The sequence below is a fragment of the Hoeflea ulvae genome, assembly GCF_026619435.1.
Classification (GTDB): domain Bacteria; phylum Pseudomonadota; class Alphaproteobacteria; order Rhizobiales; family Rhizobiaceae; genus Hoeflea; species Hoeflea ulvae.
In genome coordinates, this window is the sequence record NZ_JAOVZQ010000001.1 from 504,621 (window position 1) to 530,848 (window position 26,228).

Consider the following 26,228-nt stretch of genomic DNA (forward strand, 5'->3'; position numbering starts at 1 on the left):
CCCATGTTAAACCGGACAGGAAAGTTCTGCCGGCCTGCTGTCCGTTCGGATGTATGGTCTAGAAAAGGCTGCCCTGGCCCGGCGGTTTGGCTTTTGCACGCGGCTGCTTCTTCGGTGCCGAGATCGGCTGGTCGCTGCTGCTGGCCAGTGCCGAAACCTCGCCATCGGCGAATTCGACGGCAATCATCGTGCCGGTCTCGACCTGGTCAGCGCGCGACAGCACTGCACGGTCCTTATCGCGAATCACCGCGAAGCCGCGGCCCAGCACGCTGTGGTAGGACAGCGATTGCAGCATGCGCGCCTGCGCATCCAGTCCACGGCGTCTCTGGCTCAGCATCTGGGTGAGCGCGATGTCGGTCCGGCGGTGCAAGCCGGCAAGCTGTTCACGGCTGCGGGTCTGAGCGTCGGTGATCCGGCGCGGCACGGCGGCCAGCACCAGGGCGTGGCGGTCGAGCCGCGATCTCCAGGCCTCGAGCCTGCGTTCCTGCGCCCGGTCGGCGCGTGCCGCCTTGTCGCGCACCAGTTGACGCTTGTCGCGGATTGCCGAAACCAGCGCCACCGGCGTCACCCGTCCGGCCTGGCGTTCGAAACTGCGCCGCCGGTTGGCGGTGTTGAGCTGCAGCGCCTGCCCCAATCCCTGGCCCGAGCGGTCGAGCCGTTGCCGCGGCATGGCCAGCACGCTGTCGAGCGTCGGCAGCGCCCGCGCCAGGCTGCGCACGGCTTCGCGGCGACGGTCAAGCGTGCGCGACTGCGCGGATTTGAGCCGCGCGGTCAGCCCCGCCACATGCGCCGACAGATCGGCCTTGACCGGAACCGCCATCTCGGCGGCGCCAGTGGGGGTCGGTGCCCGGCGGTCGCTGGCGTGGTCGATCAGGGTCCAGTCGGTCTCGTGTCCGACCGCCGAAATCAGCGGGATATCGGACTCTGCCGCAGCCCGCACCACCGCTTCGTCATTGAAGCCCCAGAGATCCTCCAGGCTGCCGCCGCCGCGCGCCACGATGATCAGGTCCGGCCGTTTGATCGCGCCGGTGCCGTCAAGTGCATTGAAGCCGTTGATGGCCCGCGCCACCTCCTGGCCCGAGGTGTCGCCCTGCACCCGCACCGGCCAGACAATCACATGCACAGGAAACCGGTCCTCGATCCGGTGCAAGATGTCGCGGATCACGGCGCCGGTGGGCGAGGTCACCACCCCGATCACTTTCGGCATGAAGGGCAGCAACTGCTTGCGGGCCTCGTCAAACAGGCCTTCGGCTGCCAGTCGGCGCCGCCGTTCCTCGATCAGCGCCATCAGCGCCCCGGCGCCGGCCGGCTCGATCGTGTCGATGACGATCTGGTATTTCGACGATCCGGGATAGGTGGTGATCTTGCCTGTCGCAATCACCTCCATGCCTTCTTCCGGCCGATGCTTGAGCCGTGAGAACACCCCTTTCCAGACCACCGCCTCGATACGGGCCTTGTCGTCCTTCAGGGAAAAATAGGCGTGGCCCGAGGAATGCGGACCCCGGTAGCCGGATATTTCGCCGCGTACCCGTACATGGCCGAAACTGTCCTCCACCGTGCGGCGGATCGAGCCGGACAGTTCGCTGACGGTGAATTCCGTGGCGTTGGTGGGCGAATCATCAAAGGGTGCAACCATGCCTGATTGCGCACCATGAGCTCAGCCGCGTCAAGTCTGGAAGTGCAGGGCTGAAGCCGCGGCGAGCCTCGGAATATTCCCGAACGAATGCGATGCTATATGTATAAAATTGTTTTGTGAGGGGTAATAACTAGTATGTAAACCGGTTTTTAACCCGTCAATACTTATAGGAAAACTGTCATCAGGCATTGAGGATGGAAATGAGCGCTGCAGGAAACTATTTGACGCGTCTGGCAAATCTGGAACAGCGCCAGCACCAGCGCCGTCCGGCAAACAAGCCGAGCACAGTCTATTTTCTCGCGCAGGGTGTGCGCGGATACGCGTCCCAGCGCTGCAGGATGACCAATATCTCCGAAAGCGGTTGCCATTTGTCCGGCCTCCTGCCCAGCCAGGTGCCTGAGTTTCTCTATCTTGTATTCGACGGCGTGAAGGTGAAGTTTCCCTGCGCCGTGATTGCCCGCTCCGATATCGGCCTGCATCTGAAATTTCTGGCCGATCTGCCGACCGACACGGTCGAGAAACTGGCGCAGCCAAAACTGCGTCCGAAAAAACCCAACTAGATCCGCCTGTTCCGCAATGACGCTTCGTCACCTCCGGGATTGCATGATCCGGTGAGGCAGCGCCGGCCCGCGCCGGTTTGTCGCGCCCATTGCGCCGGTCCCGCTGCCCGGTGCAGGATGCCGGTGACGACAGACGGGGAACTTGATCATGAAACAGGCGGTGGTAATTGGCGGTGGCCACAATGGCCTGGTCTGCGCCTGGTATCTGGCGGCCGCCGGACACAAGGTCACCGTCCTTGAAAGGCGCGACATCATCGGCGGCGCCGCCGTCACCGAGGAATTTCATCCCGGGTTTCGCAATTCCGTCGCCTCCTACACCGTGTCGCTGCTCAATCCCAAGGTGATCGCGGATCTCGATCTGCATCGCCACGGGCTGGAAATTGTCGAACGGCGCATGAACAATTTTCTGCCTCTGCCTGATGGCAGGGCTCTCGAAGCCGGTCCCGGGATCACCCGCGCGTCAGTGGCGCAATTTTCGAGCCGCGACGCCGAGGCGCTCGACGGCTATGACCGGATGCTCGAAAACGCCGCTTCCGTACTGCGCGATCTGCTGTTGCGCACCCCGCCCAATGTCACCGAGGGAAACTGGATCTCCGCCGTACCGGAGCTGTTGAAGGCGGCATCGCTGGGCCGCCGCATTTCGCAGCTGTCTCTCGATGCGCGGCGTGACGTGCTTGATCTCTTCACCTGCTCGGCGGCCGAGATCCTTGATCGCTGGTTCGAAAGCGACCCGGTCAAGGCGCTGTTCGGCTTTGATGGCGTCGTCGGCGCCTGGACCAGCCCGCATACGCCGGGGACGGGCTATGTGCTCTTGCATCATTGCTTTGGCGAGGTTCACGGCAAGCGCGGCGCCTGGGGCCATGCCCTTGGCGGAATGGGATCAATCACGGCGGCGATGCGCCGGGCCTGCGAGGAAAAGGGCGTCACCATCAAGACCGGCGCCTCCGCCGCCACCATCGAAACGGAGGGCGGCCGGGTCAGCGCCGTTGTTACCGGAGACGGCGCCCGCCATGAGGCCGATCTGGTCGCTTCCAACATTCATCCGCAATTGCTCGTCGGCAAGCTGCTGTCAGACGCGCCGCTGCCTGAAGATTTCCGCCGCCGCATCGGGCACTGGCAAAGCGGCTCGGGCACCTTCCGCATGAATCTGGCGCTTGATGCGCTGCCGGTGTTCACCGCGCGGCCCGAGCCCGGCGATCATCTCACCGCCGGCATCATCATTGCGCCGTCGCTGGATTACATGGACCGCGCCTATCTCGAGTCCCGCACCCATGGCTGGTCGCGCCAGCCGATTGTCGAAATGCTGATCCCGTCGACGCTCGATCCGACGCTGGCGCCTGAAGGCAAACATGTGGCCAGCCTGTTTTGCCAGCATGTCGCGCCCACCCTGCCGGACGGCTTTCCGGGCGGATCGTCCTGGGATGATCATCGCGAGACCGTCGCTGATCTGATGATCGCCACGGTGGATCATCACGCTCCTGGCTTTGCAAAAAGCGTGGTCGGTCGCCAGATACTTTCGCCGCTTGATCTCGAGCGCATCTTGTCGCTGGTCGGCGGCGATATCTTTCACGGCAAGCTCAGTCTTAACCAGTTGTTTTCGGCGCGCCCGGTTCTGGGCTATGGCGCCTATCGCGGACCCCTGGCCGGGCTTTACATGTGCGGCTCCTCGACCCATCCCGGCGGCGGTGTCACCGGCGTGCCCGGTCACAATGCGGCCCGCGAGATTCTCAACGACATCCGCGCCCGGCGGGTGTAGTCGTCACCGCACAGCTTTCAGGTTCAGGGTAATACAGCATGATGACCGAGATCGAATCCATTGCCGGCGAAACGCCGGGCATCGCCTACCAGTTGATTGTTCACCGGTTCGCCGGCTCGGGTGGGGAGCGCGCCCCGCGCGTCTATATCCAGGCAGGCCTGCATGCCGACGAGCGCCCCGGCGTCGCGGCCCTGCATTATCTCATCCCGATGCTCAAGCAGGCCGAAGCCGAGGGCCGCCTGCTCGGCTCGCTGACCCTGGTGCCGCATGCCAACCCGATCGGCGCGGCGCAGCATCTCTATGGCGAGCATATGGGCCGGTTTGCGACCGGAACCCGGACCAATTTCAACCGCGATTTTCCGGTGCCCGATGAAAACGGGGTCCGGGTTCTCGACAGCGCCTCGTCGGCGGTCTTTGCCGAGCGCCGGCTGAAAAGCCGTCTGCTGGAGCTCGCCGATGGATGCCCGATCGTGCTCGACCTGCATTGCGACGACGAAGGCGTGCAATATGTCTATGCGCCCGAGCAGCTCTGGCCGGAAATGTCCGACCTCGCCGCCTGTCTTGATGCCGAAGCAGCACTTCTGTGGGATTCGGGGTCCGACCGGGCGTTCGAGGAAGCGATCTTTGAGGAGATGAAGGCCCGTGCGCCGGGTGGCGATCTGTCCGGCCATTGCGTCACCACCGTCGAACTGCGCGGGCAGAACGATGTCACTGCCGCGCTCGGCCGCAAGGATGCGGAAGGACTCTTCCGCTTCCTGCAGGGCCGCGGCGTTGTCGCAAAAGATGATACGCCCGCGCCCGCGCTGCGGGATGATTTCACCGGCAAGCCGATCCGCCATGTCAACATGGTGCTGGCGCCCGTTGGCGGCACCATCCTGTTTCACGTCGCCCCCGGCGCACGCGTAAAGGCAGGGCAGTTGCTTGCAGAGATCATCACCGATCCCGGCCGCGACGATGGAACAGTGGCGGTTCTGGCGCCGCAATCCGGTTATGTGCTGACCCGCCGCATCCGCCGCTTTATCCGGATGGGCGACAATCTCATCAAGATCATCGGCGATGCGCCGGTGGCAGCGCGCAAGGGCGCGCTGGAGGATTGAAGCCGGGTTGATTTGACCATGGCCTTTGACTTTGGCCGGCGAAACCGCAAGTTTGTCGGCGCTTCGGACATGTCGGCAGAGACCGGTCAGGAGACAGAACCGTCCCGCAGGCAGGGCGGTCAATAAGGTTGGGGGAAAAGATGAGAACTGGGATATCGCTGCTCTTGCGCGCTGTCGGCGCTTTGACGGTTGCGGCTGCCTTGGCCACGACAAGCGTACGGGCAGAAGACATCAACTATTTCAGCATCGGAACAGGCGGGGTCGGCGGCACCTATTTCCCGCTTGCCGGCGCGGTTGCCAATGCGATCTCCAATCCGCCCGGATCCCGCGCCTGTGACGAGGGCGGGTCCTGCGGTGTGCCGGGCCTGGTGGCGGTTGCCCAGTCGTCTCATGGATCCGGCGCCAATGTCGTTGCCGTTACGTCGGGGGATCTCGATTCCGGCTTCTCCCAGGCTGACGTCGCCTATTGGGCCTATTCCGGCACCGGCCGCTTCGAAGGCCAGGAGCCGATGCGCGATCTGCGCGTCATTGCCGCGCTCTATCCCGAACATGTCCATCTGGTCGCCTCGAAAGCCTCCGGAATCGCTTCGGTTTCGGATTTGCGCGGCAAGCGGGTGTCACTCGACAAGACCGATTCGGGCACCCATCCCGACGCCGTGCTGATCCTCGCCGCCTTCGGTCTCAGCGAGGCGGATATCACGGTCGAAAATCTCCAGCCGGAGGACGCCGCAGAGGCGCTGCGCGAAGGCCGGCTTGATGCGCTGTTCTTCGTCAGCGGCTATCCGGCCCGCGCGGTCGATGAGCTTGCCAGAACCGGCGAGATGGTTCTCATCCCGATTGCCGGTCCGGAGGTGGACCAGATGCTGCTGGAACATTCCTTCTTCACCCGGGACAGAATTCCCAACGGCGTCTACCGCAATGTCGAAGGCGTGGAGACGGTTGCCGTCGGCGCGCAATGGCTCACCAGCCTGAGCCAGAGCGAGGATCTGATCTACGCCATCACCTCGGCGCTGTGGAACGACACCGCACGCCGGCTGCTCGATGTCGGCCACACCAAGGGCCAGTCGGTGACCCGGCAGACCGCGCTCGACGGTATCGCCATCCCGCTGCATCCCGGCGCCGAGCGGTTCTACCGCGAAGCCGGCATGATCAAGTGAGGCTGAACCGCCCGATGGCGGCCGGGTAACCCGGCTCAGCGGTGGCCGTAATAGAGCGACACCGCGTGCTCGGCTTCGGCAAAGAACAGCCAGCGCTCCGCCAGCAGACCGATGAGCATCGAGACCGCCGCGACGAGATTGAATAGCGCCGGCGCATCGCTGAGACCGACAATCGCCAGGATCACGACCGGCACGACAGCGCCAAACACGAGCGCCAGCATCCGCAGGCGCGCAGCGTGCTTGCGTCCGATCCTGTGCACCATTTCGCGGGTCAGGTAATTCTCGCCGGTGTGCGGGCGCTCCAGCAAGCGGACCTTGCCGATGAAGCCCAGTCCGGTGGCGGTTTCGGGTGTTGAGCCGGTATCGGAAAGCCGGCTGCGCCCGGCGCGCGCCCACCAAAGCCATTTGGCGGCCCAGGCCAGCGCGATCAGTGCGATGCCCCAGATCTCCGGCGCCCGATGCGTGCCCAGTCCCGACGCCAGCAGCCAGCCGGAGCCAAGCGCGAAACCGCCATAGACCAGCGGCGTCAGCCGGCTGTTCCACTGCGGCACGGTTTTGAGCTGGGCATAGATCATCGAAGTCGTGAACACGGTGATCGCAGCACCCAGGGCGGCGAGCCCTCCCAGAAGCTGATGGCGGGTTCCTGTCACCAGCCAGATCAGCACATAGATTCCGAACAGGACCAGCGTCGCGATGGCCGCAATGCCTTCGCGCGACAGCCAGCTCGAGCGCCATTGGCTGAGCGCCCGCCAGGCCCGTTCCGGGTGGCCGAGATGGAAGGTCGAGGCCAGAAGCCCCGCCACCGCCAGCCCGCCGCCGACCAGTGCGACGAAGAACACCCAGAGCGCGGAGGCATCGACAGGAAAGCCGAGGCCAAGCAAGAAGATCATGCCAAGCCCGGCGCCCGATGTGACGGTGAAGAAGATGACGGAGACAGCAGGATGCATGGGACTATCCGAGTTTATCGAGCGCAGCGTCGAGCCAGCCGAGGAAGCCGTCGGCCTTGGGCACGGGCGCTGAAACCCGGGTCGACGCTGCGGCGGGCTGCGAGCGGGTCTTTGGGCGCGGCGGCAGATACTGGTTCACCGGCCGTGTGCCCATTTCAGGCATCAGATCGATCCCGCCGCGCTTGGCCACCAGTTGCGAGACATTCGACTCCGGATCGTTGAAATCGCCGAAATGCCGCGCGCTTGACGGGCAGGTGCGCACGCAGGCCGGAATCCGGTCTTCTTCAGCAAGCGTCTCGCTGTAGATCCGGTCGACGCAGAGCGTGCATTTCTTCATCACGTTTTCGACCGGGTCCATTTCCCGCGCGCCATAGGGGCAGGACCAGGCACAAAGCCCGCAGCCGATGCAAAGATCCTCGTTGACCAGCACGATCCCGTCCTCGGGCCGCTTGTAGCTGGCCCCGGTCGGGCAGACGGTCACGCAGGGCGCATCGTCGCAATGCAGGCAGGATTTGGGGAAATGCACGATCTGCGCCGGCGCATTCTCCGGCGTCACCTCAAACGTGTGGATCCGGTTGAGCCAGGCACCCGACACATCGGCGCCATAGGCGTCGACATCGCTGAGCGCCGAGGCCCCGGCGCTGGTGTTCCATTCCTTGCAACTGACCGCGCAGGCATGGCAGCCGACGCAGGTGTCGAGATCGATGACGAGGCCGAGCCGCTTGTCTGTCGATGCGGGAAGACTGGTCATTCCGCGGCCTCCGCTCTGAAACGCACATTTTCGGGCGGCTGCCCCACCGGGCTTGTCTGCGCGCGTGGATCTGGCAGGCTTTTTTCCGTCGTCTGATCGGGATCCCTGCGGATCGCCACCCGCAGATCGAACCAGGCCGCCTGGCCGGTGATCGGATCGGAATTGGCCCAGCGGCGGCCGTCACCCTTGGGCGGCAGCAGCTCGTCGATCAGATGGTTGAGCAGGAATCCGCGTGTTGCTTCCGGCGCATCGGTGTCGAGCGCCCAGGCGCCGGAGCGCTTGCCGATGGCGTTCCAGGTCCACAGCGTCGAGCCGTTGACCGCATCCATGCGCGCAATCCTGACCCGGATTTCGCCCGATTGCGAAGTCACCAGTGCCCAGTCGCCAGTCTCAAGTCCCTGGCTGTCACAGACATCGCCGGGCACATAGAGCGCGTTCTCGCCGTGGATCTGCCTGAGCCAGGCATTCTGCGATCCCCAGGAATGATACATAGCCGCCGGCCGCTGGGTGATGGCGTGCAGCGGGTAGGCGTCCTCGTTCAGCCCGTCATCCGCAAAGGGCGGATACCATGTCGGCAAAGGTTCGAAACAGCGCTTGATCCGCTCCCGGTGATGTTCCGGCGGCACCGGCTTGATCTTGCCCTCGGCAGCAAGCTGAAACTTGCGCAAGGGTTCGAGATAGAGCTGAAAGATGTTTTCCACCGGCCCGTCCTGCAGGCCTTTTTCGATCGCCCAGTCGCTCCACGCCCGGTTGGCGTGTTTGAAGTAATGCGCTTCCGCCGGCACATGCACCTGCGAGAATCCGCCATTTTCGATGTAGCGCTTGAGCTGGTCCGGATTGGGCTTGCCGCGCCCGGTCTTGTCGCCATCTTCGCCGCGCCAGCCTGACAGCGGCCCGATCCCCGGCTTGCGTTGGTGATTGACGATGTAGTCGGCGTAATCGGTGTAGACCGGCGAACCGTCCTCGGTGACCATGCCCGGCAGCTTCAGCCGGGCGCCGAGATCGAGCAGCACGCTCTGGAAGCCGCGCACATCGCGGTCGGGCTCCACCACCGGCCAGCGGATTGAATCGCACAGCGCTTCCGGCTCGCTGATCGGCCGGTCGAGCAGCGAAATGCAGTCGTGCCGTTCGAGATAGGTGGTGTCGGGCAGGATCAGGTCGGCAAACGCCACCATTTCGGAGGAATAGGCGTCCGAATAGATGATCTTCGGGATCACGTAGTCGCCGTTCTCGTCCTTGTCGGTCAGCATATCCATGACCGAGGTGGTGTTCATCGACGAATTCCACGCCATATTGGCCATGTACATGAACAACACGTCGATGCCGTAGGGATCGCGCGCATGGGCGTTGGAAATCACCATGTGCATCATGCCGTGCGCCGACAAAGGCGCGTCCCAGGAAAATGCCTTGTCGATGCGCTCTGCTGTTTCGCCATCGGCTTCCAGCAGCAGGTCTTCCGGTCCGCGCGGATAACCCAGATGCGGGCCTGCCAATGCGGTGTCGGCACAGGCGCCGCCATGCGGCCGCGGCTGACCCGCAACCGGACGCGGATAGGGCGGTTTGAAGCGGAATCCACCAGGGCAGTCGATCGATCCGACGAGGATCTGCAGCATGTGCAGCGCGCGGCAAGTCTGGAACCCGTTGGAATGAGCCGAGATGCCGCGCATGGCGTGAAACGCCACCGGCCGTCCGATCATCCGTTCGTGCCGCTCGCCCTTCATGTCGGTCCAGGGCTGCTCGATGATCACCTCGCGCTCGAACGCGGCTTCCGCAATCTCGCCGGCAATACGGATGATGGTGTCAGCCGCGATCCCGGTGCGTCCGGCAACCTCAGCAGGGGCATATTCAGGATCGAGATATTTTTGCGCCAGCAGTTCGAACACCGGAATGGCGAAGCGGCCGTCGGGCAATTCGAACCGGCCTTTCAACGCCGGTTTGATGCCTGCCGTTGCAGAAGCCACGGTCTTGCCGCTCACCCGCTCGGCGACCAGCGGCGTGCCGTCCTCATCGCGCGCAAACAGGCCGTGACCGGCGCCATCGGGGTCGTCGATGACCAGCCAGGGCGCATTGGTGTAGCGGATCAGGTAGTCGACATCGATCTTGCCGGCCCGCATCAATTCGTGCACCAGCGCCAGGATCAGCAGCCCGTCGGTGCCCGGCGTGATGCCGAGCCATTCGTCGGCAATGGCATTGTAGCCGGTGCGCACCGGATTGACCCCGATCACCTTGACGCCGCGCTCCTTGAGCTTGCCCAAACCCATCTTGATCGGGTTGGAATCATGGTCCTCTGCGACGCCGAAAATCATGAACAGCTCGGTCTTCTCCCAGTCCGGCGCGCCGAACTCCCAGAACGCGCCGCCCATGGTGTAGATGCCGGCAGCGGCCATGTTGACCGAGCAGAAACCGCCATGGGCGGCGTAATTCGGGGTGCCGTATTGTTGCGCCCACCAGCCGGTCATCGACTGGCTCTGGTCGCGGCCGGTGAAAAACGCCAGCTTGCGCGGATCGGTGCGGCGAACCTCGCCGAGCCAGTCAGTGGCGAGCGACAGGGCCTCGTCCCATTCGATTTCCTTGAATTGACCAGAGCCGCGTTCGCCGGTCCTCAGCAACGGCTTCTTAAGCCGCGCCGGCGAGTAATGCTGCATGATCCCCGCCGAGCCCTTGGCGCAGAGCACGCCCTTGTTGATCGGGTGATCGCGGTTACCCTCGATGTAAGTGACCTTGCCGTTCTTCAGGTGAACATCGATGCCGCAGCGGCAGGCGCACATGTAGCAGGTGGTCTTGCGAATCCCGGTGGTCCCGCGCGCCGCGTCCTGTCTGCCGCCCGGCGCCCCGTTTGTCTGGTTCATTCCGCCCCTCGCCTGCGTCCTGCCGGGCGGTTCGCCCGGTATTTGGATTGCAGCATGCTCAAGCTGTGAACTGCAGGGCAACCCGACAGCGGCCGCCTCCGCAACCGCAGCGCAAACGGAGCCCGCGACCGGTCAAAAGTCAAGACCGGCAGATAAAGCCAGAGCCACTTCCTCTAAGGCCAGATGCAGCGAGCGGGTGCGCTCCGGTCAGGGCCAAGTGCCGGAAAACCGGACGGATTCTCAGCAGGCTGCCGAGCCGGCCTTGGTGCAATAGAGCCCGTGCAGCACCTCGAGCACGGCGCTGACTTCCTTGCCCTTGAGCGAATAATAAATCGTCTGGGCATCGCGCCGCGTGGCAACCAGGTCGGCATCGCGCAATTTGCGCAGATGGTGCGACATCGCCGGCTGCGAGAGCCCGGCCATGTCCGCGAGCTTGAGAACGCTCTGTTCGCCATCGAGCAGGATGCACAGAATCCGCAGCCGCACCGGTTGCGACAGCATTTCCATCAGCTTCGCCGCCTCGCTCATGCGCGGCTCCATCTCAAGCATGTCTTGTGCATCCAGCATGATCGGCATTCCCGTCCGAGAACATTCGTAATCTCTTATATAAAGAGCCGGGACGCCGTTTTCAAGATTTGGGCGCGCTGGTGGAGTTGCGGATGATCAGTTCGACTTCGAGGATCTTGGTCTCGATCGCCAGGCTGCAGGTCGAGCGAATATGGCCCAGCAGCATTTCCGCAGCCGAGAAGCCGAGCCGGTAGCGCGGCTGGTGCAAGGTGGTCAGCGCCGGAATGTAGCGGCTCGCAATGGCGATGTCGTCAAACCCGACCACAGAGACCTCGTCGGGAACCGGCACGCCGTGCCGGGCTAGCTCGGATATGAAGCCGAAGGCCATCTGGTCGGAATCGCAAAACAGCGCGCTGGGCGGATCGGTCAGCTCGAGCCAGGCAAGGGCGGCGCGGGCGCCGGCATCGAGGCTGAAATCGCCCTGAAACAGATGCCGCGGATCAAAGGCCAGGCCGAGCGAGTCGAGCCGGGCCAGCACGCCGGCGCTTCGGCTGAGCGTCAGCACATTGTCCTTCGGCCCCGAAATCATCCCGATCCTGCGGTGACCGAGCCCGGCCAGGTGCGAAATCGCCAGTTCGCCGCCGCGCGCATTGTTGGCGCGGACCGAGGAAAACTCGCCCCTTGGCGACCATTCGCAGGCGAAAATGATCGGCGGTGCGCCATTGCCGGAGGTCGCCGCCGACAGCACTTCGCCGGGCAGCGACCCATCCAGCGCGATGATGCCGTCGGCGCGGGTGGCGTGCAGATATTCCGAGACCAGATGCGGCTTGACATGCACCAGCTTGGTGTCGACCACAAACATGTTGAAGTCGGCTTTCGATAGCGCCGTCTCGATGCCGGCCAGGATTTCCGAGAAAAACGGATTTCCGAGATTCGGCACCAGAACCACGATCGTGCCGGTGCGCTGGCGCCTGAGGTTTCGGGCCGAGAGATTAACTCTGTAGCCGGCTTTCTCAGCCGCAGCGATCACGGTGTTGCGCGTTGATTCCGCAACGGTTTCCGGCTTGCTCAGGGCCCGGCTGACGGTCGCGGTCGACACCCCTGCAAGCCGGGCGACGTCGGTAATTCTGGGCGCTTTTGGTTCCATGATCGGCGGCAGTCCCGGTTGTGCGCCGCGGCGTGGGATCGCCCTCGGCAAATATCCCTTGACTCCAATTCACATCGCGGTCAACCTTTATGTAATCGATTGCAGCGCAGCATTGCCATGCCCGATGTAATCGATTGAAAACGGTGTGAGGACACCGGTAGGCCCGGGCTGTTGCGGGAGTGCGATGGGGTCGGGAGGAGGCTCAATCCTGGGAGGGAATTCGAATGAACACATTCAAGCTTTTTCTGGCTGGCGCGTCCGCGCTGGCGCTTTCCACAGCTGCAAACGCAACGGATCTGGAGGTCACCCACTGGTGGACATCCGGCGGTGAAGCCGCAGCCGTTGCCGAATTTGCCAAGGCGTTCGACGCCACCGGCAACAAATGGATCGACGGCGCCATTGCCGGTTCCGGCGGCACCGCGCGTCCGATCATGATCAGCCGCATCACCGGTGGCGATCCGATGGGTGCCACCCAGTTCAACCACGGCCGCCAGGCCGAGGAACTGGTCGAGGCCGGCCTGATGCTCGACCTCACCGACATTGCCGAGAAGGAAGGCTGGAAGGATGTCATCCGCCCCTCGAGCCTGCTCGACAGCTGCACCCTTGACGGCCGCATCTATTGCGTGCCGGTCAACATCCACTCGCAGCAGTGGCTCTGGCTGTCCAATGCCGCCTTTGAAAAGGCCGGCGTGCCGGTGCCCAGCAACTGGGACGAATATGCCGCCGCCGCCCCGCAGCTCGAAGCTGCAGGCATCATTCCGCTCGCCGTCGGCCAGCAGCCCTGGCAGACAACACTTGCCTTCCAGGTTCTGCTCGTCGCTCTCGCCGGTCCCGAAGCCTATACCAAGATCTTCGGCGAAAAGGATGCCGAGCTCGCGGCCGGTCCTGAGCTGGCAAAGGTTTTCCAGGCCGCCGACAAGGCCCGCTCCATGTCGGCCGGATCGAATGTGCAGGACTGGAACCAGGCCACCAATCTGGTCATCACCGGCAAGGCTGCCGGCCAGATCATGGGCGACTGGGCCCAGGGTGAATTCCAGGTCGCAGGCCAGGTCGCCGGCACCGACTACACCTGCCTGCCCGGCCTTGGCGTCAATGAGGTGATCCAGACCGGCGGGGACGCGTTCTACTTCCCCAAGCTCGACGATGCAGCCCAGACCGAAGCCCAGGGCGTGCTCGCCTCGGTAATGCTGTCGCCTGAAACCCAGGTCGCCTTTAATCTCAAGAAGGGCTCGCTGCCGGTGCGCGGCGATGTCGATCTGGCCGCTGCCAATGACTGCATGAAGAAGGGTCTCGACATCCTGGCCAAGGGCAACATCATCCAGGCCCCCGACCAGCTGATGTCGCCGGATTCGCTGCAGCAGATCAACGATCTGTTCGTGCAGTTCTTCAACGACACCTCGATCACCGCCGAGGGCGCGCAAAAGACCTTTGTCGACCTCGTCGCTTCTGCCGATTGATCCTGACCGGATCATTCTCGAGCGCTGGTCCTGTCTCGGCCGGACCAGCGCATCTCGATATCATTTGAACTGATGAGCAGGAGAGTGGACGCGATGGCGCGAAACAAACGCCCCTCGAACTGGTTCCGCAACGCCAACGCCAAGATCGCCGCGATCCCGATGATCCTGACCGTGCTGGTGGTGTTCGTCGGCGGCACGCTCTGGACCGTCCTTTATTCCTTCACCAATTCGAAACTGCTGCCGCGCGAAAAATTTGTCGGCTTCGACCAGTATGAGCGGCTGTGGTCGAGCAGCAAATGGCTGATCTCGATCGAGAACCTGGCGATCTACGGCGTGCTGTCGCTGATCTTCGTGATGATCGGCGGCTTTCTGCTGGCGGCGCTGCTGGATCAGAAGATCCGCTTTGAAAACACCTTTCGCACCATCTTCCTCTATCCCTTCGCGCTGAGCTTCATCGTCACCGGTCTGGCCTGGCAATGGATTCTCAACCCGGATTTCGGCGTTCAGAACGTGGTCCGCTCACTGGGCTGGACCAGCTTCGCCTTCGACCCGCTCTACAATTCCGACATCGTCATCTATGGCGTGCTGATCGCCGGGCTCTGGCACGAGACCGGGCTGATCATGTGCCTGATGCTCGCCGGCCTGCGCGGCATTGACGAGGACATCTGGAAGGCCTGCCGCATCGACGGCATCCCGACCTGGAAAACCTATGTCTTCGTGGTCATTCCGATGATGCGCGGCATCTTCATCACCGCGCTCGTGCTGGTCACCTCCGGCATCATCAAGGTCTATGACCTGATCGTTGCCCAGACCGGCGGCGGACCGGGCATAGCCTCGGAAGTGCCGGCCAAATATGTCTACGACACCATGTTCCTGTCGCAGAATCTCGGCCAGGGCTTTGCCGCCTCCACCATGATGCTGCTCACCGTGGTCATCGTTGTCGTGCCCTGGGCCTATCTCGAATTCGGAGGCAAGGGACGCCGTGTCTGATTCCGCATTTACCACGCCATCGGGCGCCCCGATCAGCCAGTCCGTGATCCCGCTTGACGGGCCGCGGGGCCGCAAGCCGCGCAAGCGCTTCACCCGCCGCAACATCATGCTCTACAGCACGCTGATCGTGGTGGCGCTCTATTACCTGCTGCCGCTTTACGTGATGGTCGTCACCTCGCTCAAGGGCATGCCGGAAATCCGCATCGGCAACATCTTCTCGCCGCCGATGGAAGTCACCTTCCAGCCCTGGGTCAAGGCCTGGTCGGAGGCCTGCACCGGGCTCAATTGCGACGGCCTTTCGCGCGGCTTCTGGAACTCGGTGCGCATTCTGGTGCCCTCGGTGATCCTGTCGATCATCATCGCCTCGGTGAACGGCTATGCCATGGCCAACTGGCGCTTCAAGGGCGCCGAAACCTTCTTTGCCATCCTGATTGTCGGCGCCTTCATTCCCTATCAGGTGATGATATACCCGATCGTCATCATCCTGCGCGAAATGGGCCTTTATGGCAGCCTCACCGGCCTGGTTCTGGTCCATACCGTCTTCGGCATGCCGATCCTGACGCTGCTGTTCCGGAACTATTTTTCCTCGATTCCGGAGGAACTGTTCCGCGCCGCGCGCATTGACGGCGCCGGGTTCTGGTCGATCTATTTCCGCATCATGCTGCCGATGAGCCTGCCGATCTTCGTCGTGGCGATGATCCTGCAGGTCACCGGCATCTGGAACGATTTCCTGTTCGGCGTCATCTACACCAAGCCCGATCTCTATCCGATGACGGTGCAGCTCAACAACATCGTCAATTCGACCCAGGGCGTGAAGGAATACAACGTTAACATGGCGGCAACGATCCTCACCGGTATCGTGCCGCTCTTCGTCTATTTCGTTTCCGGAAAACTGTTTGTACGCGGCATCGCGGCCGGTGCGGTGAAGGGATAACAACATGACCAGTGTATCGGTCCGCGACCTGACCCTGAAATTCGGCGCCCTGGAAGTGCTCAAATCGCTGAGCATCGACATCGACGAGGGCGAGTTCCTGGTGCTGCTCGGGCCCTCGGGCTGCGGCAAGTCCACCTTGCTCAATTGCATTGCCGGCCTGCTCGACGTGTCCGACGGCCAGATCATCATTTCCGGCCGCAATGTCACCTGGGAAGAACCCAGCAACCGCGGCATCGGCATGGTGTTCCAGTCCTACGCGCTCTATCCGCAGATGACGGTGGAGGGCAATCTCGGCTTCGGGCTGAAGAATGCCCGCCTGCCCGGGGACGAGATCGCCAGCCGCATCGCCCGCGCCGCCGAAGTGCTGCAGATCGAGCCGCTGCTCAAGCGCAAGCCGGCGCAGCTGTCGGGCGGCCAGCGCCAGCGCGTCGCCATCGGCCGCGCCCTGGTGCGCGACGTCGAGGTGTTCCTGTTTGACGAACCCCTGTCCAATCTCGACGCCAAGTTGCGCGCCGAATTGCGGGTCGAGATCAAGCGGCTGCACCAGAAACTCAAGAACACGATGATCTATGTCACCCATGACCAGATCGAGGCGCTGACGCTCGCCGACCGCATTGCGGTGATGCGCGCCGGCACCATCCAGCAGCTCGACAATCCGCACGAGATCTACAACCGTCCGGTCAATCTCTATGTTGCCGGTTTCATGGGTTCACCGGGAATGAATTTCATCTTCGGCAAGATCGAGGCCGGCGCCAGTCCCGGCTTCCGCTTCGGCGGCCAGACCATCGACTTGTCGAGCTACCCGTTCTCGGGGCCTGCCAGATCCGGGTCCGGCATTTTCGGCATCCGCCCCGAGCACATCGTTGCCGGCGAAGCCGCCGCTGCCGAGCGCTATTCAGCGGAAGTCGAGGTCGATGTTGTCGAGCCGATGGGCGCCGATACGTTGGTCTGGTCGATGCTTGACGGCTGTGAAATCCGCTTTCGCGTCGACGGCCAGACCAGCATGCGCGTCGGCGACCATGTCCGCATCGGTTTCGATCCGGCCCGCGCCAGCGTGTTTGATGCAGCTTCCGAACTTCGTCTCTAATTCCCGCACAGAAAGACAAGGCCATGACCTATTCCTTCCAGCTCTACAGCGCCCGCGATTTCCAGCCATGGGCGGATGTGCTCGCCATGCTCGCCGGGGCCGGCTACCGCCAGGTCGAGGGCTTTGGCGGCGTCTATGCGGACCCGGCCGGTTTCCGCGCCATGATGGATGAAAACGGCCTGTCGATGCCGTCGGGCCATTTTTCCATCGATGCGCTCGAGACCGATCTCGACGGCGTCTTCGCCACCGCGCGAACTCTGGGCATCAGGACCATCTATTGCCCGCATCTGGCCGAGGACCAGCGGCCTGCCGACCGGGCCGGCTGGGAGGCTTTTGCTGCCCGGCTCGAGGCCGTGGGCGAAAGGGTCCGGGCCGAAGGTCTCGGCTTCGGCTGGCACAATCACGCCTTCGAATTCGCAGCACTCGCCGACGGCACGGTGCCGATGCAGGTGCTGCTCGACGAGGCGCCGAGCATCGAATGGGAAGCCGATATCGCCTGGATCATCCGCGGCAATGGCGATCCCGCCGACTGGATCAGCCGTCATGGCAGCCGCATCACCGCCGTCCACGTCAAGGACATCGCGCCGCAGGGCGAATGCGCGGATGAAGACGGCTGGGCCGATGTCGGCCACGGCACCGTCGACTGGACCGCACTGCTTTCGCAGCTGCGTGCCTCCGGGGTGGACCGCCTCTACGTCCTGGAGCACGACAAGCCCTCGGATGCGGCCCGCTTCGCCAGGCGCTCGATCGACTGGCTTGAAGGCAAGGGAGAATAATCGTCATGGCAAAGATTCTTGGCATCGGCATCATCGGCTGCGGCAATATTTCCACCGCCTATCTCACCCTTGCGCCGCTGTTCAAGGGCATCGAGATCCGCGCCTGCGCCGATATCAATTCCGATGCGGCAAAGACCCGCGCCGAGGAATATGGCATTCGCGCCGAAAGCGTCGAGGGCCTGCTGGCGGCGTCCGACATCGACATGGTCGTCAATCTGACCGTGCCGGCCGTGCATTATGCGGTCTCGGCGCAGGTGCTCGATGCCGGCAAGCATGTTTACTCCGAAAAGCCCTTCGTGCTCTCGGTGGAGGAGGGCCGCGATCTTGCCGAGCGCGCCGCCCGGCAGGGTGTCAGGGTCGGCTCCGCGCCCGACACCTTTCTCGGCGGCGCCCATCAGCTGGCGCGGCATCTGGTCGACACCGGGGCGGCCGGCCGCATCACCGGCGGTACCTGCCATGTGCTCAGCCCCGGCATGGAGCACTGGCACCCCAATCCGGATTTCTTCTTCAAGCCCGGCGGTGGCCCGATCCTTGATCTCGGCCCCTATTACATTTCCAATCTGGTGCAGCTGATCGGCCCGGTCGTGCGCGTGGCCGCCATGACCTCGGTTCCCAGCCCGGAGCGCAGGATCACCTCCGAGCCGCGTTTCGGCGAGATGATCACGGTCGAAACCCCGACCACGGTGCACGCCATTCTCGAATTCGCCAATGGAGCGCTGGTCACGCTTGGCGCCAGCTGGGACGTCAAGACCCACGGCCATCGCCCGATGGAGCTCTACGGCACCGAAGCCAGCCTGATCGTTCCGGATCCGAATTTCTTCGGCGGAACGGTCGAACTGATCGAATCCGCCGGCAGCGAGAGCGCGCTTCCGGACTGGGATCATCCTTTCAGCGTGCCCAACCAGGACCACAAGCAGGGCATGATGGCCAATTACCGCACTGCCGGTCTGGCCGACATGGCGCTTGCCATTCTCGAGGACCGGCCGCACCGCTGTTCACTGGAATTTGCACTGCATGTGGTGGACGTAATGACCGCGATCCTTCATTCTGGGGAAACCGGCAAATTCATCGAGCTGACCACCAGCTGTGACCAACCTGCTCCGCTGGGACTCGAGGAAGCAGCTTCACTCCTGAACACGAAAGACTAGCACCCATGTGGACACCTGCATCCAACCGCTATGACACAATGAGCTACCGGCGTGTTGGCCGGTCCGGCCTGAAGCTGCCTGCGATCTCGCTTGGCCTCTGGCACAATTTCGGTGGCGACACGCCGCATGAGCTCAAGCGTGAACTCTGCCGCACCGCCTTCGATCTCGGCATCACCCATTTCGATCTGGCCAACAATTACGGCCCGCCTCCCGGCTCAGCCGAAACCGCCTTCGGCGAAATCCTCAAGACCGATTTCCATGGCCTGCGCGACGAGATGGTGATTTCGTCCAAGGCCGGCTACGGCATGTGGCCCGGACCCTATGGCGAATGGGGCAGCCGCAAATATCTGGTCTCGAGCTGCGACCAGAGCCTCAAGCGCATGGGTCTCGACTATGTCGATATCTTCTATTCGCACCGCTATGATCCCGACACGCCGCTGGAAGAAACCATGATGGCGCTCGATCACATCGTCCGTTCGGGCCGGGCGCTCTATGCCGGGATCTCGAGCTACAATTCCAAGCGCACCAAGGAAGCCGCCGCCATCCTCAAGCAGCTCGGCACGCCCTGCCTGATCCATCAGCCGAGCTATTCGATGATCAATCGCTGGGTCGAGGATGACGGCCTGCTCGACACGCTCGACGAGGAAGGCATCGGATCAATCGTCTTCTCGCCGCTGGCCCAGGGCATGCTGACCGGCAAATATTTGGGCGGCATTCCCGAAGACAGCCGCGCAGCACAGGAAAAGTCGCTCAATGCGGGCTTCCTCAACGAGCGCAATCTCGACAATATCCGGGCGCTCAACGCCATCGCCGGGCGCCGCGGCCAGACCCTGGCGCAAATGGCGCTGGCCTGGGTGCTGCGCGGCGGACGGGTCACATCTGCCTTGATCGGCGCCAGCAAGCCGCAGCAGATCATCGATTGCGTCGGCGCGCTCGACAATGGTGCGTTCACCGAGGCGGAACTCAAGGAGATTGACGGCTACGCGCGCGACGCCGACATCAATCTTTGGGCGGCGTCTTCAGAGCGCAAGGGACCGTCGAGAAAATGACGGCGGCTGGCGTGGGCATATCCGGCGGCTGCCTGTGCGGACAGACCCGCTACCGGGCCGAGGGGCCCGTGCTCTTCTGCCTGCTGTGTTACTGCATGGATTGCCAGAAGGCCTCCGGGACGGGCCATGTCCCGATCATGGGCGTGCCCAGATCGGGCTTTTCGGTGACAGGCCCCGCCATCGCCTCCGCGACCCCCGGCGGCAGCGGCCTGATGGCGGTCAGGAACCACTGCGGCAAGTGTCACAGCCTGCTGTTCGGCACCCCTGAGGCTGCTCCGGACCTTGTCACCATCTATGCCGGGAGCCTCGACACGAACGAGATGTTCGTGCCGGAGAAAGCCCAGTTCACGCGCGCCCGGCAGGCCTGGGACTTAGTGCCTGCCGGGCTGCCCGCCTATCAGGAGGCGGCGCCATGAGCGCGATCATCAATCCGATTCTGCCCGGCTTCAATCCGGACCCGTCGATCTGTCGGGCAGGACCGGATTATTACATCGCCACCTCGACCTTCGAATGGTATCCCGGCGTGCAGATCCATCACTCGACGGATCTGGTCAATTGGCGGCTTGTCGGCCGCCCGCTTGATCGCGCCAGCCAGCTCGACATGCGCGGCAACCCGGATTCCTGCGGCATCTGGGCGCCCTGCCTGTCGCATGCCGACGGCCTGTTCTGGCTGGTCTATACCGACGTCAAGCGGCTCGACGGCAATTTCAAGGACAGCCACAACTACATCGTCACCGCGCCCGACATCGCCGGTCCGTGGTCGGATCCGGTCTATGTCAATTCCTCGGGCTTCGATCCCTCGCTGTTTCATGATGATGACGGCCGCAAATGGTTCGTCAACATGGTCTGGAACCACCGCTCCAACTCGATCGGCGGCAGTCCCAAGCACCCGGCATTCGCCGGCATCCTGGTGCAGGAATATGATGCGCAAGCGGGCAAACTCATTGGTGAGCCGGAGAACATCTTCCAGGGCAGCCCGCACGGGCTGGTCGAAGGCGCGCATCTGTTCAAGCGGAAAGCCTGGTATTATCTCACCGTGGCCGAAGGCGGCACCGGCTATGATCACGCCGTCACCATGGCGCGCTCGCGCACCTTGACCGGCCCGTATGAGCTGCACCCCGACATTTTCCTGATGACCTCGAAGGACACGCCCGACGCGCCGCTGCAGCGCGCCGGCCATGGCCAGATGGTCGAGACACCCGGCGGCGCGGTCTATCACACCCATCTGTGTTCGCGGCCATTGCCCGGAACCCGCCGCTCGCCGCTCGGCCGCGAGACCGGGCTGCAGAAATGCGTCTGGGGCGAGGATGGCTGGCTGCGTCAGGCCCAGGGCGGTCTTGTGCCGGCTTTAAAGGTGGATGCGCCCGACCCGGCCAGCCGCAAGCGGTCCTCAGAGCCGGTGCGACGGACGTTTGATGGCACGGAATTGCCGCCGGAATTCCAGTGGCTGCGCACACCTTTGCCGGAGCGGATCTTTTCGCTCACCGGCTCGGCGCTGCGGCTGATTGCGCGCGAATCCATCGGCAGCTGGTTCGAGCAGTCGCTGGTGGCCCGCAGGCAGGAGCATCTGCATTTCCGCGCCGAGACAACGCTCTCCTTCGCGCCGCAAAATTTCCAGCAGGCGGCCGGACTGGTGCATTATTACAACCGCCACAAGTTCCATTTCCTGGCCGTCACCTGGCATGAGGATCTGGGCCGCGTTCTCACCATCCTGAGCTGCCCCGGAGACTGGCCGGATGGCCGCCTGCAGTTCCCGCTCGATCCGCCGGTGCTGCTGCCGGTCGATGGCGCGGTCGAACTTGCCATGGAGATCGACGGCGCCGATTTGCAGTTCTTCTACAGGATCCCCGGCTCTGACTGGACGCAGGTCGGCCCCGTGCTCGACGCCAGCGTGATTTCTGACGAGGGCGGACGCGGCGAGCATGCCTCGTTCACCGGCGCCTTCGCCGGAATGGCGGCCTTCGACACTTCCGGCGATGCGATTTCCGCCGATTTCACACAATTCACCTATATCCCCGAGGACGCGTGATGCGCAGCGAGTTGTGCATCTATCAGCTCGCCAGCGGCGCGGTGGAACAGGTGCTGGCAACCGGCCAATTGATCGAGGCGCCGAACTGGACCCCGGATGGCGCGTCGCTGGTCGTCAATGGCGATGGCCGCATGTTCCGGGTTCCGCTTGAGGCGCCGGAGCTTCTGCCGATCGACACCGGCCATGCGGTCAATTGCAACAATGATCACGGCATCTCGCCCGACGGCAGCCAACTGGTGATCAGCGATTCGACTGATACCGGCCAGTCCTGCATCTGGGTGCTGCCCATCGCCGGCGGCGCGCCCCGCCGCATTACCGGTCAGGTCCCTTCCTGGTGGCATGGCTGGTCGCCCGACGGCACGACGCTTGCCTATGTCGGCCGTCGCGACGGCAAGTTCGGCATCTACACCATAGAGGTCGAGGGAGGCGACGAGACCCTGCTGATCGCCGGCGGCGGCCATTATGACGGCCCGGATTACTCGCCCGACGGCACCTGGATCTGGTTCAATTCCGACCGCGGCGGCAGCATGGATCTGTGGCGGATACCCGCCTGCGGCGGCGCGGCGGAACAGATGACCGATGACGACCGCGTCAACTGGTTCCCGCATCCCGCACCAGATGGCAACTCGGTGCTCTATCTAAGCTATCAGCCCGGGACAGATGGCCATCCGCGCGACCGCGATGTCGAATTGCGGCTGTTTGATCCGGCCAGCGGCACGGTGCGCCCATTGCTGGCGCTGTTTGGCGGTCAGGGCAGCATCAATGTGCCGTGCTGGTCGCCCGACGGCGCGCGCTTCGCCTTTGTCCGCTACCGGCCGGCAGACGCCTGAAGCCGGCTTACCAGTGCGGCGGCTTTTGCGGCTGCTGCGAGCCGAGTGCTGCTTCCTCGACCTCTTCGAACCGGTTGGTCAGCTGGTCATATTCGTCGCGCAGCCTCTGGGTCAGCTTCCACTGGTCGGCCAGTTGCCGCGACAGATCCTCGATCGCGGTGGATTGATGGGCCACCAGTTCTTCAAGCTTGACCAGGCGCAGTTCCACCGGATCGGTCATTGGGCAATCTCCTCTAGCGTCCGGCGCCAGGTGTCGGGCAGCGGGACAGGGCGTCGTGTGGCGCGATCCACGTAGACATGGACAAAACGGCCATCGGCAAATGCTGTGTCCTCGTCATTGCGAAACAGCGCGATTTTGTAGGTCACCGACGAGCCGCCAAGCCGCGCCACCGCAAGTCCGGCAGCGATCCGGTCGGGAAACATCGCCTCGGCGTGATAGCGGCAACCGGTCTCAACCACCAGCCCGACAATTGCGCCCTTGAGCGGGTCAAGCAGGCCTTTTTCGATCAGCCATTGATTGATGGCGGTATCGAACAGCTGGTAATGCACCACATTGTTCATGTGGCCATACATGTCGTTGTCGGCCCAGCGGGTCTGGAGCTCGGCAAACTCGGCAAAACCGGCGCGCGTGGGAGGTGGAGTGCGTGTCATCGTCGCGCTTTCACCATGCCGCGCGCCGGATCGCAAGCACCCGGGTTGCAATTGTCCCGGACCGGGGCGATGAAAACAAAAGACTGCACAGCCGCTCCCCCAATTGATTCTGGACTTTGCATACAGAACTGTCGAGACTAAGCCAAAGGTCGCGACCGTGACAGGGCGGTGATGACGAACCTGAAAAAAGACGAGGGGCCATGAACGACATTGCCATTGAACTCAAGGGGATCGACAAGAAGTTCGGCCTCGTTCACGCCAACAAGAACATCAATCTGAGTGTTCGCAAGGGCACCATTCACGGAATCATCGGCGAAAACGGCGCCGGCAAATCCACCCTGATGTCGATCCTCTACGGCTTCTACCAGGCCGGCAGCGGCGATATTTTCATCAAGGGCAAGAAGACCGTGATCCGCGATCCCAACGCGGCCATTGCCGCGGGCATCGGCATGGTTCACCAGCATTTCATGCTGGTCGAGAATTTCACCGTACTGGAAAATGTCATGCTCGGTGCGGAAGAAAGCCAGATCCTGACAGCAGGCATCGGCAAGGCGCGGGCGGAACTCAAGCGCCTCGAACATGAATACGAGCTCGAGGTCGATCCCGATGCGATTATCGAGGAGCTGCCGGTCGGCATCCAGCAGCGCGTGGAAATCCTGAAGGCGCTTTATCGCGGCGCCGAGATCCTGATTCTCGACGAGCCCACCGGCGTCTTGACCCCGGCGGAGGCCGATCACCTGTTCCGCATTCTCGAGCAGCTCAAGTCGCAGGGCAAGACCATCCTGCTGATCACCCACAAGCTGCGCGAAATCATGGCGGTTACCGACGAGGTGTCGGTGATGCGGCGCGGCGAGATGGTGGCGACCCGGACTACGTCAGAGACCTCGGTGGAGGAACTGGCTGAACTCATGGTCGGCCGCCACGTGTTGCTGCAGGTCGACAAGGGCCCTGCCACGCCCGGCGAGGTGCTGCTGTCGGTGGAAAATCTCAGCGTGCGCGACAGCCGCGGCGTCGACATGGTCAAGAATGTCTCCTTCCGAGGTCCGCGCCGGCGAGATCGTCGGCATCGCCGGCGTTGCCGGCAACGGCCAGTCCGAATTGCTGCAGGCCATTTCCGGCATTCGCCGCGCGGTCAAGGGCAAGGTGCTGCTGCAGGGCGAGCCGATCCACGTCACCGGCAAGGCCGATGCGGCGGAGCTGCGCCATCGCGGCATGGCCCATGTTCCCGAAGACCGGCAGCACATGGGCCTGGTGCTGAAATTCGACGAGAGCGAGAACTCCATTCTCGGCTATCACGACGATCCGAAATATCTCAACGGCGTGTTTCTCAACATGGATGCGATCCGCAAGGACGCGGTCGACAAGATCGAGAAATACGACATCCGTCCGCCCAACCCGCGGCTGAAGACAGCCAATTTCTCCGGCGGCAACCAGCAGAAAATCGTGCTGGCGCGCGAGATGGAGCGCGATCCCGCCGTGCTGATCATCGGCCAGCCGACCCGCGGCGTCGATGTCGGCGCCATCGAGTTCATCCACAAGCGGATCATCGAGATGCGCGACGCCGGCAAGGCGGTGCTGCTGGTCTCGGTCGAACTTGACGAAATCCGCTCGCTATCGGACAGGGTGCTGGTGATGTTTGACGGCCGCATCGTCGGCGAGCGCTCGCCTGATACCGGCGAAGGTGAACTCGGCCTGCTGATGGCCGGTGTGGAAGATGCCAAGGAGGCAGCGGAATGAGTGCGCCCTATGCAAAATTGCCCGCATGGGTGGACTACGGACTGATTCCGCTGATCAATCTCGTCGTGGCCTTTCTGGTCGCGGGGCTCGTGGTGCTGGCTGTCGGCCAGAGCCCGCTGCGCGCCGCAAGCCTGCTGATCGAGGGCGCCTTCGGCTATGGCGAAGGCATCGGTTTCACGCTTTACTATGCCACCAATTTCATCTTCACCGGCCTTGCGGTCGCGGTCGCCTTTCATTGCGGCCTGTTCAATATCGGCGGCGAGGGCCAGGCCTATGTCGCGGGTCTCGGCGTGGTGCTGCCCTGCCTCTGGCTTGACCAGTTCGCCCCCTGGTATGTGATCTTTCCGGTCGCCATCCTCGGCTCGGCGCTGGCCGGCGGGGCCTGGGCGCTGATCCCGGGCTGGCTGCAGGCCAAGCGCGGCAGCCATGTGGTGATCACCACCATCATGTTCAATTTCATCGCCTCGAGCCTGATGGTCTATGTGCTGGTTGATGTGCTCAAGCCGGCCGGTTCGATGGCGCCGCAAACCCGCAAATTTGCCGAAAACGGCCAATTGCCGCGGATGGACTGGCTGCTCTCGCCCTTCGGTCTCGATATCGGCGGCGCGCCCTTCAACCTGTCATTCCTGCTGGCGCTGGTTGCCGCCTTTGTCGTCTGGCTGGTGATCTGGCGCACCAAGCTTGGCTATGAAATCCGCACCATGGGCCACAGCCCCTCGGCCGCCGTCTATGCCGGTATCCGCGAACACCGCATCATCATCATCACCATGATGATGTCGGGCGCGCTGGCCGGCATGATGGCGCTCAACCCGATCATGGGCGACCAGCATTCCATGCAGCTCGATTTTGTCGGCGGCGCCGGCTTTGTCGGCATTGCCGTGGCGCTGATGGGCCGGTCGCATCCCGCCGGCATCATCCCCGCAGCCATCCTGTTCGGCATGCTCTACCAGGGCGGCGCCGAGATCTCCTTCGAGATGCCGGAGATTTCCCGCGACATGATCACCATCATCCAGGGCCTTGTAATCCTGTTTGCCGGTGCGATGGAAAACATGTTCCGGCCGGCCATCACCACGTTTTTTGCAACTCTGGGGTCGGTCCGTGCCGACAAGCCCCAGCCGGCGGCTGAGTAGACC

General features: G+C 63.3%; 23 protein-coding genes and 1 pseudogene. 16 read left to right on the forward strand and 8 right to left on the reverse strand.

Translation table 11 applies throughout. From position 1 onward, the window contains the following. Positions 1-58: 58 nt before the first annotated feature. Entirely contained in the window at positions 59-1,636 is a 1,578-nt protein-coding gene (gene xseA, locus OEG82_RS02515; protein ID WP_267610899.1) for an exodeoxyribonuclease VII large subunit, read from the reverse strand. Positions 1,637-1,857: 221 nt separating this feature from the next. Here xseA and OEG82_RS02520 point away from each other — a divergent pair, with 221 nt between their 5' ends. The 4 genes from OEG82_RS02520 to OEG82_RS02535 all read left to right on the forward strand — a co-directional run bounded on the left by OEG82_RS02520 (position 1,858) and on the right by OEG82_RS02535 (position 6,206). After that, positions 1,858-2,196, forward strand: coding sequence for a PilZ domain-containing protein (locus OEG82_RS02520; RefSeq protein ID WP_267610900.1), 339 nt, complete (start codon positions 1,858-1,860; stop codon positions 2,194-2,196). 142 nt (positions 2,197-2,338) lie between these two features. Beyond that, a complete protein-coding gene (locus OEG82_RS02525; protein WP_425497518.1) occupies positions 2,339-3,952 on the forward strand; it encodes a phytoene desaturase family protein in 1,614 nt (537 codons plus the stop codon). A 38-nt stretch (positions 3,953-3,990) separates the two neighbouring features. Continuing rightward, a complete protein-coding gene (locus OEG82_RS02530) occupies positions 3,991-5,049 on the forward strand; it encodes a succinylglutamate desuccinylase/aspartoacylase domain-containing protein (RefSeq protein ID WP_267610902.1) in 1,059 nt (352 codons plus the stop codon). Between the two features lie 140 nt (positions 5,050-5,189). Next, positions 5,190-6,206, forward strand: coding sequence for a TAXI family TRAP transporter solute-binding subunit (locus tag OEG82_RS02535; RefSeq protein ID WP_267610903.1), 1,017 nt, complete (start codon positions 5,190-5,192; stop codon positions 6,204-6,206). Between the two features lie 35 nt (positions 6,207-6,241). Here the strand turns inward: OEG82_RS02535 and OEG82_RS02540 are convergent, their stop codons facing one another. The 5 genes from OEG82_RS02540 to OEG82_RS02560 form a co-directional block, all read right to left on the reverse strand. Further along, positions 6,242-7,153, reverse strand: a complete 912-nt coding sequence (locus OEG82_RS02540) for a dimethyl sulfoxide reductase anchor subunit family protein (protein WP_267610904.1) — start codon at positions 7,151-7,153, stop codon at positions 6,242-6,244. Between the two features lie 4 nt (positions 7,154-7,157). Then, complete coding sequence (locus OEG82_RS02545; protein ID WP_267610905.1) at positions 7,158-7,904, reverse strand: 4Fe-4S dicluster domain-containing protein; 747 nt, start codon at positions 7,902-7,904, stop codon at positions 7,158-7,160. Next, positions 7,901-10,753, reverse strand: a complete 2,853-nt coding sequence (locus OEG82_RS02550) for a molybdopterin oxidoreductase family protein (RefSeq protein WP_267610906.1) — start codon at positions 10,751-10,753, stop codon at positions 7,901-7,903. The genes OEG82_RS02545 and OEG82_RS02550 overlap by 4 nt, the downstream gene beginning before the upstream one ends. Before the next feature lie 240 nt (positions 10,754-10,993). Then, positions 10,994-11,320, reverse strand: coding sequence for an ArsR/SmtB family transcription factor (locus OEG82_RS02555; protein WP_267610907.1), 327 nt, complete (start codon positions 11,318-11,320; stop codon positions 10,994-10,996). A gap of 61 nt (positions 11,321-11,381) precedes the next feature. Continuing rightward, positions 11,382-12,407: a LacI family DNA-binding transcriptional regulator gene (locus tag OEG82_RS02560; RefSeq protein WP_267610908.1), complete on the reverse strand. Its 1,026-nt coding sequence runs from the start codon at positions 12,405-12,407 to the stop codon at positions 11,382-11,384. A 224-nt stretch (positions 12,408-12,631) separates the two neighbouring features. Between OEG82_RS02560 and OEG82_RS02565 the strand changes: the two genes are divergently transcribed. The 10 genes from OEG82_RS02565 (at position 12,632) to OEG82_RS02610 (ending at position 22,707) form a co-directional block, all read left to right on the forward strand. Beyond that, positions 12,632-13,864: an ABC transporter substrate-binding protein gene (locus OEG82_RS02565; RefSeq protein ID WP_267610909.1), complete on the forward strand. Its 1,233-nt coding sequence runs from the start codon at positions 12,632-12,634 to the stop codon at positions 13,862-13,864. 93 nt (positions 13,865-13,957) lie between these two features. Beyond that, complete coding sequence (locus OEG82_RS02570) at positions 13,958-14,854, forward strand: carbohydrate ABC transporter permease (protein WP_425497519.1); 897 nt, start codon at positions 13,958-13,960, stop codon at positions 14,852-14,854. Between the two features lie 106 nt (positions 14,855-14,960). Beyond that, on the forward strand, positions 14,961-15,788 hold the full coding sequence (locus OEG82_RS02575) for a carbohydrate ABC transporter permease (protein ID WP_425497622.1): 828 nt from the start codon (positions 14,961-14,963) through the stop codon (positions 15,786-15,788). A gap of 4 nt (positions 15,789-15,792) precedes the next feature. After that, on the forward strand, positions 15,793-16,875 hold the full coding sequence (locus OEG82_RS02580; protein WP_267610910.1) for an ABC transporter ATP-binding protein: 1,083 nt from the start codon (positions 15,793-15,795) through the stop codon (positions 16,873-16,875). A 23-nt stretch (positions 16,876-16,898) separates the two neighbouring features. Beyond that, positions 16,899-17,651 (forward strand): sugar phosphate isomerase/epimerase family protein, encoded by a 753-nt coding sequence (locus tag OEG82_RS02585; RefSeq protein ID WP_267610911.1) that lies wholly within the window; start codon positions 16,899-16,901, stop codon positions 17,649-17,651. A gap of 5 nt (positions 17,652-17,656) precedes the next feature. Beyond that, positions 17,657-18,799: a Gfo/Idh/MocA family protein gene (locus tag OEG82_RS02590; RefSeq protein WP_267610912.1), complete on the forward strand. Its 1,143-nt coding sequence runs from the start codon at positions 17,657-17,659 to the stop codon at positions 18,797-18,799. Positions 18,800-18,804: 5 nt separating this feature from the next. After that, positions 18,805-19,848 (forward strand): L-glyceraldehyde 3-phosphate reductase, encoded by a 1,044-nt coding sequence (mgrA, locus tag OEG82_RS02595; RefSeq protein ID WP_267610913.1) that lies wholly within the window; start codon positions 18,805-18,807, stop codon positions 19,846-19,848. After that, positions 19,845-20,264 (forward strand): GFA family protein, encoded by a 420-nt coding sequence (locus OEG82_RS02600; protein ID WP_267610914.1) that lies wholly within the window; start codon positions 19,845-19,847, stop codon positions 20,262-20,264. Before mgrA ends, OEG82_RS02600 begins: the two co-directional genes overlap by 4 nt. Beyond that, positions 20,261-21,877: a glycoside hydrolase family 43 protein gene (locus OEG82_RS02605; RefSeq protein WP_267610915.1), complete on the forward strand. Its 1,617-nt coding sequence runs from the start codon at positions 20,261-20,263 to the stop codon at positions 21,875-21,877. The genes OEG82_RS02600 and OEG82_RS02605 overlap by 4 nt, the downstream gene beginning before the upstream one ends. Further along, positions 21,877-22,707 (forward strand): TolB family protein, encoded by an 831-nt coding sequence (locus tag OEG82_RS02610; protein ID WP_267610916.1) that lies wholly within the window; start codon positions 21,877-21,879, stop codon positions 22,705-22,707. Before OEG82_RS02605 ends, OEG82_RS02610 begins: the two co-directional genes overlap by 1 nt. Before the next feature lie 7 nt (positions 22,708-22,714). Here the strand turns inward: OEG82_RS02610 and OEG82_RS02615 are convergent, their stop codons facing one another. Both OEG82_RS02615 and OEG82_RS02620 read right to left on the reverse strand, forming a co-directional pair. Then, positions 22,715-22,927 (reverse strand): SlyX family protein, encoded by a 213-nt coding sequence (locus OEG82_RS02615; RefSeq protein WP_267610917.1) that lies wholly within the window; start codon positions 22,925-22,927, stop codon positions 22,715-22,717. Further along, entirely contained in the window at positions 22,924-23,358 is a 435-nt protein-coding gene (locus tag OEG82_RS02620) for an acyl-CoA thioesterase (protein WP_267610918.1), read from the reverse strand. The genes OEG82_RS02615 and OEG82_RS02620 overlap by 4 nt, the downstream gene beginning before the upstream one ends. A gap of 200 nt (positions 23,359-23,558) precedes the next feature. Here OEG82_RS02620 and OEG82_RS02625 point away from each other — a divergent pair. Next, positions 23,559-25,095: pseudogene (locus tag OEG82_RS02625) on the forward strand (ABC transporter ATP-binding protein). Then, positions 25,092-26,225 carry an ABC transporter permease gene (locus tag OEG82_RS02630; RefSeq protein ID WP_267610919.1) on the forward strand — a complete coding sequence of 378 codons (1,134 nt, stop codon included), beginning with the start codon at positions 25,092-25,094 and terminating at the stop codon, positions 26,223-26,225. The pseudogene OEG82_RS02625 and the gene OEG82_RS02630 overlap by 4 nt, the downstream one beginning before the upstream one ends. Positions 26,226-26,228 lie beyond the last annotated feature (3 nt).

What these genes read in the sequence shown, in the direction of transcription:
- OEG82_RS02540 (WP_267610904.1), bottom strand. Translation starts at nt 7,153, where the DNA reads ATGCATCCTGCTGTCTCCGTCATCTTCTTCACCGTCACATCGGGCGCC.
- OEG82_RS02585 (WP_267610911.1), top strand. Translation starts at nt 16,899, where the DNA reads ATGACCTATTCCTTCCAGCTCTACAGCGCCCGCGATTTCCAGCCATGG.
- OEG82_RS02530 (WP_267610902.1), top strand. Translation starts at nt 3,991, where the DNA reads ATGATGACCGAGATCGAATCCATTGCCGGCGAAACGCCGGGCATCGCC.
- OEG82_RS02550 (WP_267610906.1), bottom strand. Translation starts at nt 10,753, where the DNA reads ATGAACCAGACAAACGGGGCGCCGGGCGGCAGACAGGACGCGGCGCGC.
- OEG82_RS02560 (WP_267610908.1), bottom strand. Translation starts at nt 12,407, where the DNA reads ATGGAACCAAAAGCGCCCAGAATTACCGACGTCGCCCGGCTTGCAGGG.
- OEG82_RS02545 (WP_267610905.1), bottom strand. Translation starts at nt 7,904, where the DNA reads ATGACCAGTCTTCCCGCATCGACAGACAAGCGGCTCGGCCTCGTCATC.
- OEG82_RS02565 (WP_267610909.1), top strand. Translation starts at nt 12,632, where the DNA reads ATGAACACATTCAAGCTTTTTCTGGCTGGCGCGTCCGCGCTGGCGCTT.
- OEG82_RS02605 (WP_267610915.1), top strand. Translation starts at nt 20,261, where the DNA reads ATGAGCGCGATCATCAATCCGATTCTGCCCGGCTTCAATCCGGACCCG.
- OEG82_RS02600 (WP_267610914.1), top strand. Translation starts at nt 19,845, where the DNA reads ATGACGGCGGCTGGCGTGGGCATATCCGGCGGCTGCCTGTGCGGACAG.
- OEG82_RS02615 (WP_267610917.1), bottom strand. Translation starts at nt 22,927, where the DNA reads ATGACCGATCCGGTGGAACTGCGCCTGGTCAAGCTTGAAGAACTGGTG.
- OEG82_RS02620 (WP_267610918.1), bottom strand. Translation starts at nt 23,358, where the DNA reads ATGACACGCACTCCACCTCCCACGCGCGCCGGTTTTGCCGAGTTTGCC.
- OEG82_RS02535 (WP_267610903.1), top strand. Translation starts at nt 5,190, where the DNA reads ATGAGAACTGGGATATCGCTGCTCTTGCGCGCTGTCGGCGCTTTGACG.
- OEG82_RS02570 (WP_425497519.1), top strand. Translation starts at nt 13,958, where the DNA reads ATGGCGCGAAACAAACGCCCCTCGAACTGGTTCCGCAACGCCAACGCC.
- OEG82_RS02555 (WP_267610907.1), bottom strand. Translation starts at nt 11,320, where the DNA reads ATGCTGGATGCACAAGACATGCTTGAGATGGAGCCGCGCATGAGCGAG.
- xseA (WP_267610899.1), bottom strand. Translation starts at nt 1,636, where the DNA reads ATGGTTGCACCCTTTGATGATTCGCCCACCAACGCCACGGAATTCACC.
- OEG82_RS02610 (WP_267610916.1), top strand. Translation starts at nt 21,877, where the DNA reads ATGCGCAGCGAGTTGTGCATCTATCAGCTCGCCAGCGGCGCGGTGGAA.
- OEG82_RS02580 (WP_267610910.1), top strand. Translation starts at nt 15,793, where the DNA reads ATGACCAGTGTATCGGTCCGCGACCTGACCCTGAAATTCGGCGCCCTG.
- OEG82_RS02575 (WP_425497622.1), top strand. Translation starts at nt 14,961, where the DNA reads ATGCTCTACAGCACGCTGATCGTGGTGGCGCTCTATTACCTGCTGCCG.
- mgrA (WP_267610913.1), top strand. Translation starts at nt 18,805, where the DNA reads ATGTGGACACCTGCATCCAACCGCTATGACACAATGAGCTACCGGCGT.
- OEG82_RS02590 (WP_267610912.1), top strand. Translation starts at nt 17,657, where the DNA reads ATGGCAAAGATTCTTGGCATCGGCATCATCGGCTGCGGCAATATTTCC.
- OEG82_RS02630 (WP_267610919.1), top strand. Translation starts at nt 25,092, where the DNA reads ATGAGTGCGCCCTATGCAAAATTGCCCGCATGGGTGGACTACGGACTG.